The sequence below is a fragment of the Sphingomonas sp. genome (assembly GCF_025362505.1).
Taxonomy (GTDB): Bacteria; Pseudomonadota; Alphaproteobacteria; order Sphingomonadales; family Sphingomonadaceae; genus Sphingomicrobium.
The window spans coordinates 1-17,217 of sequence record NZ_JANYGG010000033.1 but is presented as its reverse complement, the minus strand read 5'-3'; the positions used below and the strand labels follow the sequence as shown (position 1 = coordinate 17,217).

At 65.2% G+C, this 17,217-nt stretch carries 21 protein-coding genes, 1 other RNA gene and 2 pseudogenes; 15 read left to right on the top strand and 9 right to left on the bottom strand.

Going from position 1 to position 17,217, the window contains the following annotated elements; genetic code table 11:
* Positions 1–9 precede the first annotated feature (9 nt).
* On the top strand, positions 10–972 hold the full coding sequence (locus tag Q0R27_RS02705) for an NAD(P)/FAD-dependent oxidoreductase (protein WP_293940657.1): 963 nt from the start codon (positions 10–12) through the stop codon (positions 970–972).
* On the opposite strand, the gene rimM is transcribed toward Q0R27_RS02705, so the two are convergent.
* The 4 genes and pseudogenes from rimM to Q0R27_RS02685 form a co-directional block, all read right to left on the bottom strand.
* Positions 969–1,472, bottom strand: a complete 504-nt coding sequence (gene rimM, locus Q0R27_RS02700) for a ribosome maturation factor RimM (RefSeq protein ID WP_293940655.1) — start codon at positions 1,470–1,472, stop codon at positions 969–971. The genes Q0R27_RS02705 and rimM overlap by 4 nt on opposite strands.
* A 291-nt stretch (positions 1,473–1,763) precedes the next feature.
* Positions 1,764–2,231: pseudogene (gene rpsP / locus Q0R27_RS02695) on the bottom strand (30S ribosomal protein S16); the annotation flags it as partial.
* Positions 2,232–2,263: 32 nt separating this feature from the next.
* A complete protein-coding gene (gene ffh / locus Q0R27_RS02690) occupies positions 2,264–3,715 on the bottom strand; it encodes a signal recognition particle protein (protein WP_293940653.1) in 1,452 nt (483 codons plus the stop codon).
* A gap of 224 nt (positions 3,716–3,939) precedes the next feature.
* Positions 3,940–4,965, bottom strand: a complete 1,026-nt coding sequence (locus Q0R27_RS02685; protein ID WP_293940651.1) for an outer membrane beta-barrel protein — start codon at positions 4,963–4,965, stop codon at positions 3,940–3,942.
* A gap of 193 nt (positions 4,966–5,158) precedes the next feature.
* Between Q0R27_RS02685 and dapF the strand changes: the two genes are divergently transcribed.
* The 6 genes from dapF (at position 5,159) to Q0R27_RS02655 (ending at position 10,480) form a co-directional block, all read left to right on the top strand.
* Positions 5,159–5,962 carry a diaminopimelate epimerase gene (gene dapF, locus Q0R27_RS02680; RefSeq protein ID WP_293940649.1) on the top strand — a complete coding sequence of 268 codons (804 nt, stop codon included), beginning with the start codon at positions 5,159–5,161 and terminating at the stop codon, positions 5,960–5,962.
* Entirely contained in the window at positions 5,959–7,110 is a 1,152-nt protein-coding gene (locus Q0R27_RS02675) for a radical SAM protein (protein WP_293940647.1), read from the top strand. Before dapF ends, Q0R27_RS02675 begins: the two co-directional genes overlap by 4 nt.
* Complete coding sequence (gene ftsY / locus Q0R27_RS02670; RefSeq protein WP_293940645.1) at positions 7,107–8,021, top strand: signal recognition particle-docking protein FtsY; 915 nt, start codon at positions 7,107–7,109, stop codon at positions 8,019–8,021. The genes Q0R27_RS02675 and ftsY overlap by 4 nt, the downstream gene beginning before the upstream one ends.
* Before the next feature lie 211 nt (positions 8,022–8,232).
* Complete coding sequence (locus tag Q0R27_RS02665; protein WP_293940643.1) at positions 8,233–8,790, top strand: inner membrane-spanning protein YciB; 558 nt, start codon at positions 8,233–8,235, stop codon at positions 8,788–8,790.
* Positions 8,787–9,722 carry an ABC transporter ATP-binding protein gene (locus Q0R27_RS02660; protein WP_293940641.1) on the top strand — a complete coding sequence of 312 codons (936 nt, stop codon included), beginning with the start codon at positions 8,787–8,789 and terminating at the stop codon, positions 9,720–9,722. Before Q0R27_RS02665 ends, Q0R27_RS02660 begins: the two co-directional genes overlap by 4 nt.
* A complete protein-coding gene (locus tag Q0R27_RS02655) occupies positions 9,719–10,480 on the top strand; it encodes an ABC transporter permease (RefSeq protein ID WP_293940639.1) in 762 nt (253 codons plus the stop codon). The genes Q0R27_RS02660 and Q0R27_RS02655 overlap by 4 nt, the downstream gene beginning before the upstream one ends.
* 3 nt (positions 10,481–10,483) lie before the next feature.
* Here the strand turns inward: Q0R27_RS02655 and Q0R27_RS02650 are convergent, their stop codons facing one another.
* Positions 10,484–11,107: a superoxide dismutase gene (locus tag Q0R27_RS02650; RefSeq protein ID WP_293940637.1), complete on the bottom strand. Its 624-nt coding sequence runs from the start codon at positions 11,105–11,107 to the stop codon at positions 10,484–10,486.
* A 155-nt stretch (positions 11,108–11,262) separates the two neighbouring features.
* Between Q0R27_RS02650 and Q0R27_RS02645 the strand changes: the two genes are divergently transcribed.
* Positions 11,263–11,832 (top strand): urate hydroxylase PuuD, encoded by a 570-nt coding sequence (locus tag Q0R27_RS02645; protein WP_293940635.1) that lies wholly within the window; start codon positions 11,263–11,265, stop codon positions 11,830–11,832.
* 33 nt (positions 11,833–11,865) lie between these two features.
* On the opposite strand, the gene pspF is transcribed toward Q0R27_RS02645, so the two are convergent.
* A complete protein-coding gene (pspF, locus tag Q0R27_RS02640; RefSeq protein ID WP_293940633.1) occupies positions 11,866–12,918 on the bottom strand; it encodes a phage shock protein operon transcriptional activator in 1,053 nt (350 codons plus the stop codon).
* Between the two features lie 161 nt (positions 12,919–13,079).
* On the opposite strand from pspF, the gene pspA reads away from it, so the two are divergent.
* From pspA to Q0R27_RS02605, 7 genes are read left to right on the top strand one after another with little or no spacing between them, the layout of a single operon-like run.
* Positions 13,080–13,748: a phage shock protein PspA gene (pspA, locus tag Q0R27_RS02635; RefSeq protein ID WP_293940631.1), complete on the top strand. Its 669-nt coding sequence runs from the start codon at positions 13,080–13,082 to the stop codon at positions 13,746–13,748.
* A gap of 21 nt (positions 13,749–13,769) precedes the next feature.
* Positions 13,770–14,030: an envelope stress response membrane protein PspB gene (pspB, locus tag Q0R27_RS02630; protein WP_293940629.1), complete on the top strand. Its 261-nt coding sequence runs from the start codon at positions 13,770–13,772 to the stop codon at positions 14,028–14,030.
* A 4-nt stretch (positions 14,031–14,034) separates the two neighbouring features.
* On the top strand, positions 14,035–14,421 hold the full coding sequence (gene pspC / locus Q0R27_RS02625; RefSeq protein ID WP_293940627.1) for an envelope stress response membrane protein PspC: 387 nt from the start codon (positions 14,035–14,037) through the stop codon (positions 14,419–14,421).
* A gap of 34 nt (positions 14,422–14,455) precedes the next feature.
* The gene (locus Q0R27_RS02620; RefSeq protein WP_293940625.1) at positions 14,456–14,731 is read left to right on the top strand and encodes a hypothetical protein; all 276 of its coding nucleotides are present in this window, start codon (positions 14,456–14,458) and stop codon (positions 14,729–14,731) included.
* Entirely contained in the window at positions 14,728–14,982 is a 255-nt protein-coding gene (locus tag Q0R27_RS02615) for a hypothetical protein (protein ID WP_293940624.1), read from the top strand. The genes Q0R27_RS02620 and Q0R27_RS02615 overlap by 4 nt, the downstream gene beginning before the upstream one ends.
* 30 nt (positions 14,983–15,012) lie before the next feature.
* Positions 15,013–15,417, top strand: a complete 405-nt coding sequence (locus Q0R27_RS02610) for a SufE family protein (protein ID WP_293940691.1) — start codon at positions 15,013–15,015, stop codon at positions 15,415–15,417.
* Complete coding sequence (locus Q0R27_RS02605) at positions 15,414–15,878, top strand: PaaI family thioesterase (protein WP_293940622.1); 465 nt, start codon at positions 15,414–15,416, stop codon at positions 15,876–15,878. The genes Q0R27_RS02610 and Q0R27_RS02605 overlap by 4 nt, the downstream gene beginning before the upstream one ends.
* A 68-nt stretch (positions 15,879–15,946) precedes the next feature.
* Here Q0R27_RS02605 and Q0R27_RS02600 read toward each other — a convergent pair whose 3' ends face one another.
* From Q0R27_RS02600 to Q0R27_RS02590, 3 genes and pseudogenes are all read right to left on the bottom strand, one after another.
* Entirely contained in the window at positions 15,947–16,492 is a 546-nt protein-coding gene (locus Q0R27_RS02600) for a DnaJ domain-containing protein (protein ID WP_293940620.1), read from the bottom strand.
* A 161-nt stretch (positions 16,493–16,653) separates the two neighbouring features.
* Positions 16,654–17,029: RNase P RNA component class A (gene rnpB / locus Q0R27_RS02595), an RNA gene on the bottom strand.
* A gap of 15 nt (positions 17,030–17,044) precedes the next feature.
* Positions 17,045–17,217: pseudogene (locus Q0R27_RS02590) on the bottom strand (N-acetylmuramoyl-L-alanine amidase); the annotation flags it as partial.

The window sequence follows — 17,217 nt, the reverse complement described above, 5'->3', positions numbered from 1 at the left end:
TGGGCGAGGATGGACGAACCTCTCGATTGCCTGATCATCGGCGGTGGCCCCGCCGGGCTGACCGCGGCGATTTACCTCGCGCGCTTCCGGCTCGATATTCGCGTGATCGACGCGGGGAACAGCCGGGCGAGCTGGATACCGTGCAGCCATAATCATGCCGGCTATCCCGACGGGATCAACGGGAAGGAACTGCTCCGGCGGATGCGCGAGCAAGCGCAGAAATATGGCGCGAAGGTCGAGACCGGGCGCGTCACGCGGCTCGAAAAGGAAGATGACGGGCTGTTCGCCGCCGATTGGGGTTCGGGTCCGCAACGCAGCCGCTCGGTGCTGCTCGCCACCGGCATTATCAACCGCCGTCCGCCGATGGACCCGGAAATCCATGACGAGGCAATGGCGCGCGGACTGATTCGTTACTGCCCGATCTGCGACGGCTACGAAGTGACCGACAAGAAAGTCGGGGTGATCGGGTCCAGCGAGAACGGGGTCGGCGAGGCGATCTTCCTGCGCAGTTACACCTGCGACGTGACGCTCATCGCGCCCGATCGCGCGCTCGACCTGACCGCGGAGGAGTGCGAGCGATTGAAGGCAGCGGGGGTGACGACGGTCGACGGTCCGGCCGCGGCCATCGAAGTGATCGAGAATGGCATCACGGTCGATACCGCAGCGGGACTGATGACGTTCGACAGCGTTTATCCGGCGCTAGGGTCGGATACGCATACGCAGTTGGGCGAAATGGTCGGGGCGACGCTGGCCGAGGACGGTTGCTTCCTGTGCGACACCAAGATGCGGACGAGTGTCGCGGGTTTGTATGCGGCGGGCGACGTGGTGCATGGGCTCGACCAGATCAGCCATGCGATGGGCGAAGGCGGGCAAGCCGCGACGACCATTCGGAACGACCTTGCCGAGCTCTCGCCGATCTTGCGTGAGCCGATGAACGAGCCCGAATTGGCGACCGCGAAAGAAGCTGGTTAGGCGAGGAATTCCGGGTCGATGACGATGCGGTCGCCGTCGAGGACTGCAATTGGGTCGGTAAAGGGGATCAGCGTGCGCTTGCCGTCGGGGCGCTCGATCTCGAGCAGGTCGCTGGCGCCGTAATTCTCGATCGCGACCACCCTGCCCTGCTCCTCGCCGGCGTCGTCGACGCAACGCAGGCCGATGATGTCGGCGTGGTAAAATTCGCCTTCCTCGAGCGACGGGAGAACGGCGCGGTCGATTTCGACAAGGGTGCCGCGCAGGGCTTCGGCCGCCGAGCGGTCGTCGATGCCTTCGAAGCGGGCGATCGGCATCTTGTCGGCGGGCTTGATCGCGGTGAGCTTTCGCGCGGTGCCGCCAACGAGCAGCGTCGCGCCTTTCGTGAGGCTCGACAGGTCGCCGGCGAACAGTTTCAAGCGGACCTCGCCGCCCACGCCATGCGCCCCCGCGACGGCGGCGAGCGCAACGCGGCGCTCACCTTCCGGCGCGGGGGACGTCATCGGCGCTTCGCTCGCTCAGGCGGCGGGCGTGGTGGTTGAAGGCTCGGCGGCAGCCTCGTCGGCGACAACGTCGGCGTCGCTGGTTTCGGCCGACGCTTCCTCGGGAGCGGCTTCGGCGGCACCTTCGGCGGGGGCCTGGGCGCTTTCGCCGGTCACGTCGGCGGGACCATCGCCGGCGTCGCTGTTCGGGGTCGCCTCATTGGCTTCCTCGGCGACGGGCGCCTCAGCAGCGGGCTCTTCGACAGCGGCGGGCTCTTCGACGGAGGCAGGAGCCTCGGCGGCAGCTTCCTCGGCGACCACTTCATCCGCGGCGGGAGCTTCCTCGGCAGGGGCCTCCTCAACGGAAACCTCCTCGACAACCGGCTCCGGCTCGGGCTCTGGAGCCGGCGCGGCGGCGGCGGCGGCAGCGGCTTCGGCGGCTGCGGTAGCCTTGGTCACGCGCTCCTCGGCGCGCTCGGTGGCCTTCTCGCCCGGCTTGGCCTTGTTCGGGTTATTGCGCGCGGGGCGCTCCTTGATCCCGGCGGCGTCGAGGAAGCGAAGGACGCGGTCCGACGGCTGGGCGCCGACCGACAGCCAGTGAGTGATGCGATCGGCGTCGAGCTTCACGCGATCGGGCGAATCCTTGGCGAGCAGCGGGTTGTAGGTGCCGACCTTCTCGATAAAGCGGCCGTCACGCGCATTGCGGCTGTCCGCCACCACGACGCGGTAATAAGGGCGCTTCTTGGACCCGCCACGGGCCAGACGAATTGCAACTGCCATGAGTATTTCCTTTGTTGATTAGTGGATTGGAGTTATTTCTTACCAAATTTGTTGAAGCCCGGCGGCAGGTTGCCGAAGCCGCTGCCACCAGGGAGGCCCGGAAGCCCGCCCGGCATCTGGCCACCCGGCGCAAGCCCGCCGAGCGCGCCCTCGAGCCCGCCCTTGCCAAACATCGCGGCGAGCTTGCCAAACCCGCCCATCTTCTTGAGCCGCTTCATCGCGGTCGCCATGTCGGCATGCATCTTGAGCAGCTTGTTGACCTCCTGAACGGTGGTCCCGCTGCCCTTCGCCACCCGGATCTTGCGCTTGGCGTTGATGACGTCGGGACGGGCGCGCTCTTTCGCGGTCATCGACGACATCATCGCTTCCAGACGAACCAGCGCCTTGTCGTCGGTCTTGCCGGATGCGAGGCCCTTCATCCCGGGCATCATCGCGGCGAGCGCGCCGAGCCCGCCCATACGCTGCATCTGCTGGATCTGCATGCGCAGGTCGTCGAGGTCGAACTTGCCCTTCTCCATCTTGGCGGCAAGTTTCTCGGCGTCCTCCAGCTTGACGGTTTCGGCGGCGCGCTCGACCAGGCTGACGACGTCGCCCATCCCGAGGATGCGGCCGGCGACGCGGTCGGGGTGGAAGGCTTCGAGCGCGTCGAGGCCTTCGCCGGTGCCGGCGAACTTGATCGGCTTGCCGGTCACCGCGCGCATCGACAGCGCCGCGCCGCCACGGGCGTCGCCGTCCATGCGGGTCAGGATCACGCCAGAGAGTTCGACCTGGCCGGCGAACCCTTGCGCGACATTGACCGCGTCCTGGCCGGTCAGGCTGTCGACCACGAGCAGGATCTCGGTCGGGCGCGACGCCGCGGCGACTGCCTTCATCTCGCCCATCAGCGCGTCGTCGACGTGGAGCCGCCCGGCGGTGTCGAGCAGCAGCACGTCATAGCCCTGCAGACGCGCCGACTGGAGCGCGCGCTCGGCGATCTGGACCGGGGCCTGGCCGGCGACGATGGGGAGCGTATCGACCCCCGCCTGGCGGCCGAGCACGGCGAGTTGTTCCTGCGCCGCGGGACGAGCGACGTCGAGGCTCGCCATGAGCACTTTCTTGCGCTCGCGGTCCTTGAGGCGGCGGGCGAGCTTGGCGGTGGTCGTCGTCTTGCCCGAGCCCTGCAAGCCGACCATCATCACGACCGCGGGCGGATTGACGTCGAGGTCGAGCCCGGACGCGTCGGCGCCGAGCATTTCGATCAGCGCGTCATGGACGATCTTGACGACCATCTGGCCCGGGGTGATCGAGCGAATGACGTCGGCGCCGACCGCTTTCTCAGTGGCACGGTCGACGAACTCGCGCGCGACCGGGAGTGCGACGTCGGCCTCGAGCAGCGCGACACGCACCTCGCGCATCGCCGAGCGCACGTCGGCCTCCGACAAGGCGCCGCGACCGCGGAGCTTGTCGAACACACCGCCAAGGCGATCGCTCAGGCTGTCGAACATTCAAATTCCTCAAGATCGACAAAACCAAAGCGCAAAACGCCGGCGGGCGAAACCTCGCCGGCCAGCGTGCGTGCCAAGACGCGCCTGTCGATGTGTTTGTCGAAAACGACGGAACAGCGCTTAGCGAAACGGCGGCACAAGGTCAAAAAGAAAACTCCCGGGCCAGGCCGTGGCCTAACCCGGGAGCAATCTTGTCACTTCAATTCAGGCTTGGTGCCTGAACCTTAGCCACGCTCACCCTGCGAGGGCGGCGGCGGCGGCGGCGGCGGCGGCGGCGGCGGAACCGGGCACGCCATGTCCATCGCGATCACCGAACCGTCGGCGCAAGTCTGCGTCGCCGGGGGAGGCGGCGGAGGCGGCGGCGGGGGCGGCGGCGGCGGCGGGGGCGGAGGAGCCGCTTCCATACCACCGAAGTTGAAGATCAGGCTGGCGAGCAACGAGTGCGAACGGAACTTGCCGCTATCCGACAGACCATAGACCGAGCTGTAGTTGGTCGTGGTGCTGGTGCCCACGCCGGTCGTCGTCGTCGAGCTGGTGAACGGGCCGACGTTGGCGTTGTTGAGGTTCAGGCGACCTGTCTGGAAATAGCGATACTTAAGACCGAGATCGACGTTGGGCGAGATTGCGGTCGCGAGACCGGCAATGAATTGCCACGCCCAAGCGCTGTCACGATCGCCGAAGCTCTTGACGCGAGCGCGACCGACGCCGCCACCGAGGTAGGCACGGACCGAAGGATCGATGCCGAAATCGACCAAACCATTGACCATGCCCGACAAGACAGTCGTGCGGTCATTGAAGCCCAGCTGCGAGCTGTTGTTGGTGTAGGTCGTGGTCGTGTAACCCGGAATGCCGGGATTGTTGATCGCAGTGAGGAACGCAGGGCTCGCCGTGAAATCCTTCGCGCGAGTGCGCTTGTAGCCAAGCTCGCCCTCGAGGCGGAACATACCGAAGTCGTAACCGACGATAGCATCGAGATCGACGCCCTTCTTATAGTCCGAAACGAAGCCGGAATTATAAGACGTCGTTCCGGTCGAGGTCGTCGTGACCGGAAGTCCGACAACGTTCGGCGTCACCGACGTGTTGGTGGTCGTCGTGACGATCGTCGTCGCGCGATTGGCAGTAGTGTTATAGTGGGTATTGCGCGGGAAGAGGATGCCCCCTTCGATTCCGACGTAGGCCGCACCGTCACGAGCCATTGCCGGCGTGGCAATGGCCGCGAGCCCGGCGGCCGCGAGAAGATATTTGCGCATGGAGGTTCCTTTTTGTTGCGCTAGTGGTCCGACCCGAACACCCGACGCCCGAGAAGGTTCTCCAAAAAAGTGCCGGCGCAGGTCTTTGGCGCAAAACTGTGTCTTTGCGAACACAGTCGGGGCTGGCGACGGACCAACCGCCAGGCTCGGCCGACGGTGGACACACTCATTGCGCAGCCCTAAGTCGCGAGCCGTGCTCCGTCGGTTCCACAAGATGCACGGCCTCGGCAACGATTTCGTGATCCTCGACGCGAGGAGCGAGGCGGTGGCGATGACCCCTGCCCTCGCCGTCCGGCTGGCCGACCGGCACCAGGGGATCGGTTGTGATCAGCTGATCGTGCTGGAACCTTCGGACAAGGCCGACCTGCGGATGGCCATCTTTAATGCCGACGGCGGATTGGCGGAGGCGTGCGGCAATGCTGCGCGCTGCGCCATTGCGCTGACGGGCGCGGCGCGGATCGAGACCGCTGGCGGGATCATCGATGGCGAGACAGTCGAGGCCGAGGTCGAGGTGGCGATGGGCGAGCCGCGCTTCGGGTGGGACGAGATTCCGCTGGCCTATGCAATGGATACCGCCGCGCTGCCGATGGCATGGGACGAGCTGGCGGGGCCGATGGCGGTCAATGTCGGCAATCCGCATTTGGTGTTCTTCGTCGAGGCGATCGACGAGGCGCGGCTGGGCGCGTTGGGGCCGGTGATCGAGCATGACGCGGCCTTCCCCGAGCGAATCAACGTCAATGTCGCGGTGATCGAGGGGGACGAGATCCGCCTGCGGACGTGGGAACGCGGCGCCGGGCTGACGATGGCGTGCGGCACCGGAGCATGCGCGACGGCGGTGGCGTCGATCGCGAGCAGGCGCGCTTCCTCGCCGGTGACGGTGCAGATGAAGGGCGGCGAACTGGTGATCAGCTGGGCGCCGGGCGAGCCGGTGCGGATGCGCGGTACGGCGACCCGCGTGTTTACGGGCGAAATCGACTTGGACGCGTTCGGAGCATGAGTGTCGAGACGATCACGCTCGGGTGCCGGCTGAACTTCGCCGAGAGCGAGGAGATGAAGCGGCTCCGCGCCGACAATGATCTTCTGACGATCGTCAACAGTTGCGCGGTGACGGCGGAGGCCGAGCGCCAGACTCGCCAGGCGATCCGGCGGGCGCGGCGCGAGCGGCCCGATGCGCGGATCGTGGTGATCGGGTGCGCGGCGCAACTGTCCCCCGATGCTTATCGTTCGATGCCCGAGGTCGACGCGGTCGAGTTGCGCGATTTCGCGGCGCCGCTGACGGTTGCGGCGGGGTATCGTGGGCGGGTACGAAGTTTCGTCGCGGTTCAAACCGGGTGCGATCATCGCTGCACCTTCTGTACCATCTGGCAGGCCCGTGGGCCGAGCCGGTCGCTGCCCTATGCCGCGGTGCGCGATGCGGTGGTGCGCGAGCTGGAAGCGGGGGCGCGTGAGATCGTGCTGACCGGGGTCGATGTGACCAGCTACACGACGGACGGGACGGGGTTTGGGACGCTATGCCAGAGGCTGCTCGGCGAGTTGCCGCGGCTCGAACGGCTGCGGCTGTCGTCGCTCGACAGCATCGAGATCGACCCGGCGCTGATGGAGCTGATCGCAGGCGAGACACGGTTGATGCCGCATTTCCATTTATCGCTGCAGGCCGGGGACGATCTGATCCTCAAGCGGATGCGGCGGCGACATTCGCGCGGCGATGCGGTGCGAACCGTGGCCGCGATCAAGGCGGCGCGGAGCGATGCGACGATCGGGGCAGACCTGATCGCCGGATTTCCGACCGAGTCTGAGGAAGCCGCGCTCAACACTTTGCAATTGCTTGATGATTGTGATGTCGTCGCAGGGCATGTCTTTCCCTTTTCGCCGAGGCCGAACACGCCGGCGGCGCGCATGCCGCAGGTCGAACGCGAGATCGTCAAGGCACGCGCGGCGCGGTTGCGCGACCGGGCTGCCGAACGCCGGGCGGACTGGCTGCGGTCGCTGGCCGGGACGCGCCAGCGGGTGCTGATCGAGAATAAGGAACGCGGTCATAGCGACGGATTCGCCCCCATATTCGTTGCGGGCAGCGTTCGCGGGCAGAGCGGACTGGCGACCGTCACCGGCGTCGGCGACGGACAGTTGATCGGGGAGTTCGCATGAGTTGGCTCGAGCGCCTGGCGGGCGGGTTCAAGAAGACCGCCGATCGGCTCGGCGAGAACATCGGCGGGCTGACGTCGAAGGTGGCGCTCGACACGGCGACGCTCGACGACATCGAGGAAGCACTGGTCGCGTCGGACATGGGCCCGGCGGCGTCGAAGCGGATTCGCGAGGCGATTGCCGCGCGAAGGTTCGAGCAACTCGATGAGCGCGGGCTGCGGACGATCCTGGCCGAAGAGATAGAGCGCATCCTGGCGCCCGTCGCCAAACCGCTCGACATATGGGGTTTTCCTCGGCCGCACGTGATTTTGGTGATCGGGGTCAACGGGTCGGGCAAGACGACGACGATCGGCAAGCTTGGCCATTTGCTCAAGGAACAGGATTATGGCGTGATGCTGGCCGCGGGCGACACGTTCCGCGCGGCGGCGATCGAGCAGCTGCAGATCTGGGGAGAGCGGATCGGCGCGCCGGTCATCGCCGGCAAGGAGGGCGGCGACGCGGCCGGGATCGTCTATGACGGGGTCAAGCAGGCCACCGCGACCGGGATCGACGCGCTGATCGTCGACACTGCGGGGCGGCTCCAGAACAAGACGCATTTAATGGAAGAATTGTCGAAGGTGCGGCGAGTGCTCGGACGACTCAATCCGGAGGCGCCGCATGACGTCATCCTGGTGCTCGACGCGAACACCGGGCAGAATGCGCTCAACCAGATCGAGGTGTTCCGCGACCTTGCCGGGGTAACCGGGCTGGTGATGACCAAGCTCGACGGAACCGCGCGCGGCGGGGTGCTGGTCGCGGCGGCGGAGAAGTTCGGACTGCCGATCCACGCGATCGGGGTCGGTGAGGGAGTTGATGATTTGCGGCCATTCGATCCACGGGCGGTGGCGCGGGCCATCGCGGGGTTGGGAGCTTAAGCATATGATTTTTTGGCTCGTATGTCTTCTAGCCTTGGTCGGCTCCGCAGTAATCTGCGGCGTGATAGCGGCTGAAAAAGGCCGATCCCCGCTGGGATGGGGAGCATTGGGCTTTGTCTTTGGACCGATAGCAGTCCTCGTTATTGCAGCGGTTCCAAAAGATCCTAATACCCCCGAACGCTCCGTCCGCGAGGTCGGGGCCGGCGTACGATTGCTGCTCGACCTCGGGCCGCTCGTCCTGTTCTTCATCGCCAATGCGAAATTCGGGGTGTTCACCGGAACGGCGATATTCATCGCGGCATTCGTCGTCGCGCTGGTGGTGAGCTTCGCGCTGACCCGCACGCTGTCGGCGCTGCAGCTGTTCTCGGGGTTCCTCGTCATCGTGATGGGCGGGCTGACGATCTGGCTGCACAACGAGACGTTCATCAAGATCAAGCCAACGATCTATTATGCGATCGTCTCGGCGCTGCTGCTGTTCGGGCTGGTCACGAAACGGCCGTTGCTCAAGAGCGTGCTCGGTTCGGCCTATCCCGGGCTCGACCAGACGGGCTGGGACAAGCTGACGCGCAACTGGACGTTGTTCTTCGTCGCCATGGCGATCGCCAACGAAGCGGTGTGGCGCAATCTGACGACGGACCAATGGATCAGCTATAAATTGTGGATCGCCCTGCCCGCGACCTTCGTGTTCGCGATCGCGAATGTGCCGATGCTGCTGAAGCACGGCCTCAACACCGACGCTGCGAAGCCGCAAGAACTGCCCCCCGAATGAGCGACACCATCCTTTCGATCCGCGGGCTGCGCAAGGCTTATGCGAGCGGCACCGAGGCGCTGAAGGCGATCGATCTCGACATCCGCCGCGGGGAGATATTTGCCCTGCTCGGGCCCAATGGCGCAGGCAAGACGACGCTGATCTCGATCGTCTGCGGGATCGTCACGCCGTCGGACGGGACGGTGCTGGTCGACGGGAAGGACCATGCGCTCGACTATCGCCACGCGCGCCAGCGGATCGGGCTGGTGCCGCAGGAACTGACGACCGATGCGTTCGAAACCGTGTGGTCGACAGTCAGCTTCAGCCGCGGGCTGTTCGGCAAGCCACGTGACGACAAGATGATCGAGACGCTGCTCAAGCGACTGACCTTGTGGGATAAGCGCCAGACCAAGATGATGGAGTTGTCGGGCGGGATGAAGCGGCGGGTGATGATCGCCAAGGCGCTCAGTCACGAACCCGCGCTGCTGTTCCTCGACGAACCGAGCGCGGGAGTCGACGTCGAATTGCGCCGCGACATGTGGGACATGGTACGCCAGCTGCGCGACGACGGGACGACGATCATCCTGACGACCCATTACATCGAGGAAGCCGAGGAGATGGCCGACCGCGTCGGCGTGATCGCGCGAGGCGAGCTGATCGCGGTCGAGGACAAGGACGCACTGATGGCGCGGCTGGGGCGCAAGACGCTCAAGGTGACGCTGAACGAGGTGATGGCGGTGGTGCCGGGCGAGCTTGGCGAATGGGGCGTGACGACCCAGGATGGCGGCCATGTGCTGGCCTATTCGTTCGATAGCCATGCCGAGCGGACCGGGATCGCGTCGCTGATGCGCAAGCTGAGCGAGCTCGGCATCGGCTACAAGGATCTGTCGACCCACCAGTCGAGCCTCGAGGATATTTTCGTGTCGCTGGTCCATGACGGAGGCGCGAAATGAACTGGCATGGCGTGGCGGCGATCTATCGCTTCGAGATGGCGCGGGCGCGGCGCACGCTGTGGCAGAGTCTGGTCGCGCCGGTGATCACGACCGCGCTCTATTTCGTGGTGTTCGGATCGACGCTGGGCGGCCGGATGACGGCGATGGAGGGGATTGCGTTCGGCAGCTTTATCGTGCCCGGACTGACCTTGCTGTCGGTGTTCATGCAGTCGATCTTTAACGCCAGCTTCGGCATTTATTTTCCGAAGTTCAGCGGGACGATCTACGAACTTCTCTCAGCGCCGATCTCGAGCCTGGAGACGGTCGTCGCCTATGTCGGGGCGGCCGCGACCAAGTCGCTTGTCCTGGCGCTGGTAACGCTCGCCACCGCGACGATCTTCGTGCCGGTCCATCTCGATCATCCGCTCGCGATGCTCGCCTTTCTCATCGTGATCTGCATCACTTTCTGCCTGATCGGCTTCGTCATCGGCATCTGGGCGAACAGCTTCGAGCAGCTTCAGATCGTGCCGATGCTGGTGGTGACGCCGCTGACCTTCCTCGGTGGGGCGTTCTATTCGGTGGCCGCGCTGGCCGAGCCGTGGCGGACGGTGACGCTGTTCAACCCGGTGGTCTATCTGATCAGCGGCTTCCGCTGGAGCTTCTACAGCCGCGCCGACGTGCCGGTGTGGTCGAGCGTGGCGGTGATGGCGGCGATCATCCTGATCTGCCTCACCACCATCACGCGCATTTTCAAGTCGGGCTACCGATTGAAGAAGTAGCGGTTAGCTCATTTGATCTGCCCGGCTTGCGCCCTGGCCGTCGAGGTTGTGCGCGACGAAGTCCCAGTTGACGATATTCTCGAGCACCGTCTTGAGGAAGCGCGGGCGCTCGTTGCGATAGTCGATGTAGTAGGCGTGCTCCCACACATCGAGCGTGAGCAGCGGGGTCATCCCGTGCGCGACCGGGGTGTCGGCGTCATGGAGTGACGTCACTTCGAGCTTGCCGTTATTGAGGACTAGCCAGCCCCAGCCGCTCGCGAAATGATTGGTCGCTTCGGTCGCCAGCTTTTCGAGCAGCGTGTTGTGGTCGCCGAAGTCGCTCGAGATCATCTCGGCGAGCTTGCCCGACGGCGAGGTCGAACCCGCGGGCGCGAGGCACTGCCAGAAGAAGCTGTGGTTCCAGATCTGCGCCGAATTGTTGAACAGGCCCTTTTCGCCCTTGTCCGACGCGGACTTGATTACCTCGATCAGCGAGGCGCCTTCGAGGCCCTTCTCGCCGAGCATGCCGTTGGCCTTGTCGACATAGGCCTTGTGATGCTTGCCGTGATGATAGTCGAACGTTTCGGCCGACATGTGCGGGGCAAGCGCGTCCTTGGCATAGGGCAGTTCGGGCAGAGAGAAGGGCATGGGAAATCCTTGTGGGATTGACGGTGGTAGTTGGCCAGTAACGAACGGTGAACGCCTGGGATGCGCGACCGGCGACAAATGCTTGCATCCGACCGACACGACGCCGTAACGATCAGCAACATGACCGGAGCTGTCCGGCCAGACAGGGGGATCAGATGGCCAAACTGCTCGGAAATCTTTACATCACGCTGGGTATCGGACTGCTGCTCGCGATCGTGCTGAGCGCGACGTTCCATGCCGATACGATCACCGCCGCGGTGATCACCCGCTGGCTCCACGCGTTCTTCGGGATCGTGTGGATCGGATTGCTCTACTATTTCAACTTCGTGCAGATCCCGACCATGCCGACCATCCCGGCCGAGCTGAAGCCGGGCGTGTCGAAATATATCGCCCCGCAGGCGCTGTTCTACTTCCGTTGGGGCGCGGCGTTCACCGTGTTCGCCGGGCTGCTGCTGGCGTGGTTCAACGGCTATTTCCACGAGGCGTTCGGGTTCAAGCCGGGGTTCCGCTTGATCGGAACGGGGATGTGGCTCGGGCTGATCATGGCGTTCAACGTGTGGTTCATCATCTGGCCGAACCAGAAGCGCGCGCTCGGACTGGTCGAGGCCGACGATGCGTCGAAGGCGAAATCGGCCAAGACCGCGATGCTGACCAGCCGGGTCAACACGCTGCTGTCGATCCCGATGCTCTATGCGATGACGACTTACCAGACCTTGCCGGCGTAGGCCGAGCCGTTACCGATCACGGGGCCGTTCGCCTCAGGCGGCGGCCTCGCCTTCGTGGAGCTTGTGACGCTTCATCGCGTGGCGCAGCTGGTCGTAGCTGAGGCCGAGCGACGTGGCGGTGGCGCGCTGGTTGAAGCGGTTACGCGACAAGGCGTCCTCCAGAAGCGCGCGCTCGTAGGCGTTGACCGCGCTGCGCAGGTCGCCGGTCGCGGCTGACGGCAGGGCGGCAGTCGCTGGTTCGACTGCACGCGGAGCGGCGGTCGGATGCTCGGGGTTCTCGTGCGGCGCGGCGCTGGCGCTATCGGCCGGAGCCCACGGCGAGTGGAACGGATCGAACTGGATGACGTCGACCTGACGCTCGGGATCCTCGGAGCGATAGACCGCGCGCTCCACCACGTTGCGCAACTCGCGGACATTGCCGGGCCATTGATAGGCTTCGAGCTCGGCCTGCGCGCGCGCCGTGAAGCCGGGCCATTGCGGCCATTCGAGCTCGGCCGCCATGCGCCGCGCGAAATGGTCGGCGAGGATCGGCACGTCGCCGTTGCGGACGCGCAGCGGGGGCAAGGTGACGACCTCGAACGACAGCCGGTCGAGCAGGTCGGCGCGGAAGCGGCCCTCGTCGACCAGGCGGGGCAGATGCTCGTTGGTCGCGGCGACGATGCGGACGTCGACGCGGATCGGCTTTGACGCGCCGATGCGGGTGACCTCGCCATATTCGACCGCGCGCAGGAGGCGGTCCTGCGCCGGCGACGACAGGCTCGCCAGTTCGTCGAGGAACAGGGTGCCGCCGTCGGCCTCCTCGAAGCGGCCATGCCTGGTCTTGGCGGCACCCGTGAAGCTGCCGGCTTCATGGCCGAACAGCTCGGCCTCGATCAGTGTTTCGGGGAGCGCGGCGCAGTTCATCGTGATAAGCGGACCGGCCCAGCGGCCCGACAGATGGTGAAGGCGCTCGGCGATTAATTCCTTGCCGGTGCCGCGCTCGCCGATGACGAGGACTGGCCGGTTGAGCGGCGCGGCGCGGCTGGCGCGTTCGACCGAGTCGAGGAAGGCCAGGCTCTGACCGACAAATTGGGTTGTACGCTCCATAGCCAAGAGTTGGTGGCAATTCCCACGTTCTGGCAAGATGCTTCGCACCGCCGTTCGTCGAAAAGATTGGCGCTTTTTACATTTTCGGGGCTTTCTCGATATTGGCACGCTCGCTGCATAGGAAATTGCGACTGGCGCCTGAATTTTGAACGGAGTGCTGAATGGGCATTTTTTCCCGTACGCGGGACATCGTCGCAGCCAATATGACCGAGCTGCTCGACCGCGCGGAGGATCCCGCGCGGATGATCCGGATGATCATCCTCGAAATGGAGGAAACCTTGGTCGAGGTCCGCGCCTCGGCGGCGCGCTCGATCGCCGACAGCAAGGAAATGCGCCGCGCGATCAACCGGCTCGACGAATTGCAGGGCAGCTGGACAGAGAAGGCCGAACTGGCGCTGTCCAAGGACCGCGAGGACCTGGCCCGCGCCGCGCTCGGCGAGCGCCAGAAGGCGGCCGACATGGCCGAGGGGCTACGCGCGGAGATCTCGGTGATCGAGCATACGCTCAAGGGCTACGAAGCCGACATCGCCAAGCTGCAGGGCAAGCTGCGCGAGGCGCGGGCACGGCAGAACGCAATCGCCAGCCGGATCGAGAGCGCGGTGACGCGGGCCCGGACGAGCGAAGTGCTGCACGGCAATCGCACCGAGGACGCCTTCTCGCGGTTCGAGATCATGGAGCGGCGCGCCGACTTTGCCGAGGGGCGCGCCGACGCGCTCGGCATGACCGGGCCGAAGAGCCTGGAAGAAGAAATCTCCGACCTGCGCGCGAGCGACAGCGTCGATGCCGAACTGCAGGCCATGAAGGCCGCGCTTAAGACAAAGGGTAATTAAGACATGGACTCCGGGGATCTCATGGCGCTGCTTATCACGATGGGGGTCTTGTTCGTTGGACTGCCGTGGCTGGTGTTTCACTACATCACCAAATGGAAGACCACGGCGCGGCTGACGGGTGGTGACGAGAAATTACTCGACGAGCTGTACGATGCGGCGCGGCGACTCGATGATCGCCTGGGCTCGATCGAGCGGATCATGACCGCCGAGAACCCCAACTGGCGCCAGAATATCCTGCCTGAAACCGGTGCGCGCCAGCGCCTGCTGAACGAAGGGAAGTAGCGCCGTGCCGCAGCCGCCGAGCCGGACCCGCTTCTACCTCGACAAGCGCCACAAGAAGGTCATGGGAGTGTGCGCCGGGATCGCCAATTACACGGGGATCGACGTCAACCTGGTCCGCATCGGGCTGGTACTGTCGATCTTTATCGGCGCGGGCGCGCTGATCCCGGTCTATTTCATCGTCGGCTGGATCGCCAGCGACGAGCCGCGCGAGATCGCCGCCGAGAGCAAGGACGAGCGCCAGTTTTGGCAGGGCGTGCGCGCCTCGCCCGCCCAGAGCGCGCGCGAGATCCGCAGCCGGATGCGCGACATCGACCGGCGGCTCGCCGACATCGAATATCATGTCACGACCGAAAATCGCAGCCTGGCGCAGGAAATCGAGCAGCTGCGATAATTCGGATCAGTTTGAGTCTTCGAAAGGGAAACCTATGAATGACATTGCCAGCTGGATCTGGGTGCTGATCCCGCTCGCCGCGATCGGCATCGCACCGTTCAAGATGTGGCTCAAGCTGAAGGAGCGGCAGTTGGCAACGCAGAGCAATCTCGCCGCCGAGAAGAGCGCGCAATATGCGGCGCACACCGAGCGGCTGGAACAGCGTGTGCGCGTACTCGAACAGCTTGCGACCGATCGCGGTGTCGAGACCGCTGCTCAAATCGAGGCGCTTCGCGCGCCGCGGCTGACCGGGCAGGAGGAGGTGCGATGAACCCGTTCGAAATGGTCGTGCTGATCGTGGCGATCGTGGTGGTCGGGCGAATCATGCAGTCGAGGGGGCGCTTTCGCCATCGTGGTCCGGAGATACTCGACGTCACGCCCCGCGCGGAAGATGAGGGCGAGACTCGCCGCCTGCGCGATGAGGTCACGCAGCTCAAGCAACGCATCCAGGTGCTCGAACGGATCGCGGTCGAGAAGGAAAACAGCCTGGCGCGCGAAATCGACCAATTGCGCGACCGCTAGGCGACCGGTAGGCGCGGGAGCGTGACACCCCTGCCCCCCTTGGCCGATATTGCCGACGACTATGCCATGCTCGAAAGCGAGGATCGCTATCGGCTGCTGATCGAGCTTGGCCGGTTGCTCGAGCCGATGCCCGACGCGCTCAAGACCGAGGCCACGAAAGTGCGCGGTTGTTCCGCCTTGGTTTGGGTTTACCCGACGCGGACCGATGATGGTCGGCTGCATTTCCTCGCCGACAGCAATGCCGCGATTACAAAGGGGATTGTCGCGCTTGTGCTGGCGGCGGTGCAGGACCGTCCGGCGGCCGAGGTCGCGGCGGCCGACATCGAGACGCAGCTGGCCCCGTTCGAACTGACCCGCGAGCTGAGTTCGAACCGAACGCAGGGATTGCCCAACATGATCACGCTGGTGCGCGACACCGCCGAGCGGCTTGCATGAGCGACGAGCGGCCGGTCAGCGCCGAGGAAGATGCGCGAATCAAAGGCGGCGCGTTCGATGCGCGGCGGTTTTCGGATATAATCAGCCGCTATGGCCATAGCGGTGCGATCGGCTTCGACTATGTCGGTCACGGCGACGACTGGTTCGAAGCCGCGCTGCCGTGGCGCGAGGAGCTGGTCGGGGTGCCCGAAACCGGCTTGCTGGCGAGCGGAGCGATTGTCAGCCTGATCGACCTTGCCGCCGGAATATCAGTTTGGGTCAAGCAGGGCGAGTTCCGTCCGGCCGTGACGCTCGACCTGCGGATCGACTATCTGCGGCCAGCGAGAAAGCACGAGACGGTATTCGCGTGGTGCCGTTGCATCAAGATCACGCGCTCGGTGTCGTTCGTCGAGGGGGTAGCGCACGTCGGCGACCGCGACGATCCGATCGCGCGCGCCGCGCTGACCTTCATGCCGACCTAGGCTTTGATGGATCCCGTTTCACGCTTTTGGCGGAAGCGCGATGCGCTCCCACGTCGAACGATCAGGCTCTAGATGGTTGCCGACGCGACCGCGGCGCGGCGCTCGTCGGCCTTGCGCAGCACGTCGTACGACGCCTGGATTTGCTGGAAGCGCGTGGCTGCCTCCTTGTCGTCGGCATTGACGTCGGGATGGTTTTCCTTGGCCATGCGGCGATAGGCGGCCTTGACCGCCGCCGCATCGGCGTCGGGTGGAAGATCGAGGACGTCGAGCGCGCGCATCTCGTCGCGACTGCGCGTGCCATCACCCGGCCCTGCCCACTGATAGTGCGCCGAGGCGCGATAGGCGGGGCCATCCTCGGCCTCTGCCGCCTGGCGCGCCGCCTCTTCGGCGCTGAGCCCGGCGAAGTAGTTCCAGTTCTTGTTATATTCCGCGGCGTGGGGCTCGCAGAAATACCAGCGATCGGGACGGTTTGGCGCCTTGGGGGCGGGGCGGTCACCGGCCGCGTTGCAGCCTTCGCGATCGCACAGCCGGATCCGCGCCGTGGCAGTGCCCTTGGCACCGTAGCTGCTCCAGCGGGGAAAGCCCCAATTATCGGATCGCGTTGCCTTGGCCATGCTTCGTCCGGCTTAGGGGATGGGCGTCGGCTCCACCAGTTTTATGTTTTTGTTGCGAAGAACTGAGCCGGCCCACGCCCCCACCCGGCCAGCCCACTGAGTGTATCCTATGGGTTGGCCGGGTGGGGGTGGGGGTGGGGGTCGGCACAGCACAAAACTAAAACGCCAGGCGGCCTGTAAGCCGGGTTCTGTCCAGCACCTTGCGGTACCTGGGCGACCATTCCTCTAGGCGACGGATTGCTCCGCCGCTCAAGCGACCAACCCGGGTGACGAGCCGAAAATGCCCATATGCCACCCCTATTCGGTCTTGCACCCGGTGGGGTTTGCCGTGCCGCCCCCGTTGCCGGGGACGCGGTGCGCTCTTGCCGCACCCTTTCGCCCTTACCGGTCCGAAGGCCGGCGGATTGCTTTCTGTGGCACTTTCCCTGAACCCATCCGAAAATGAGCCCGCCGGGCGTTACCCGGCACCGTTTTTTCGTGGAGCCCGGACTTTCCTCGCCCTTCCTTGCGGAAGGCCGCGGTCGCCCGGCCGCCTGGTGGCCGTGATATGACCTATTGCGGCCGCGGCAGCAACAGCGACAGCAGCTTGGCCCGGCACTCACCGTCGATGATCCCGTCGATCCGGTCGGGGCGAAAGCGCCGCTGGAAGGCAATCACCGCCTTTTGAGGCTCGGCGACCGAATAACCGAACCGCTCCAGCGCCAGCAGAAATCCGGCGTCGGTCC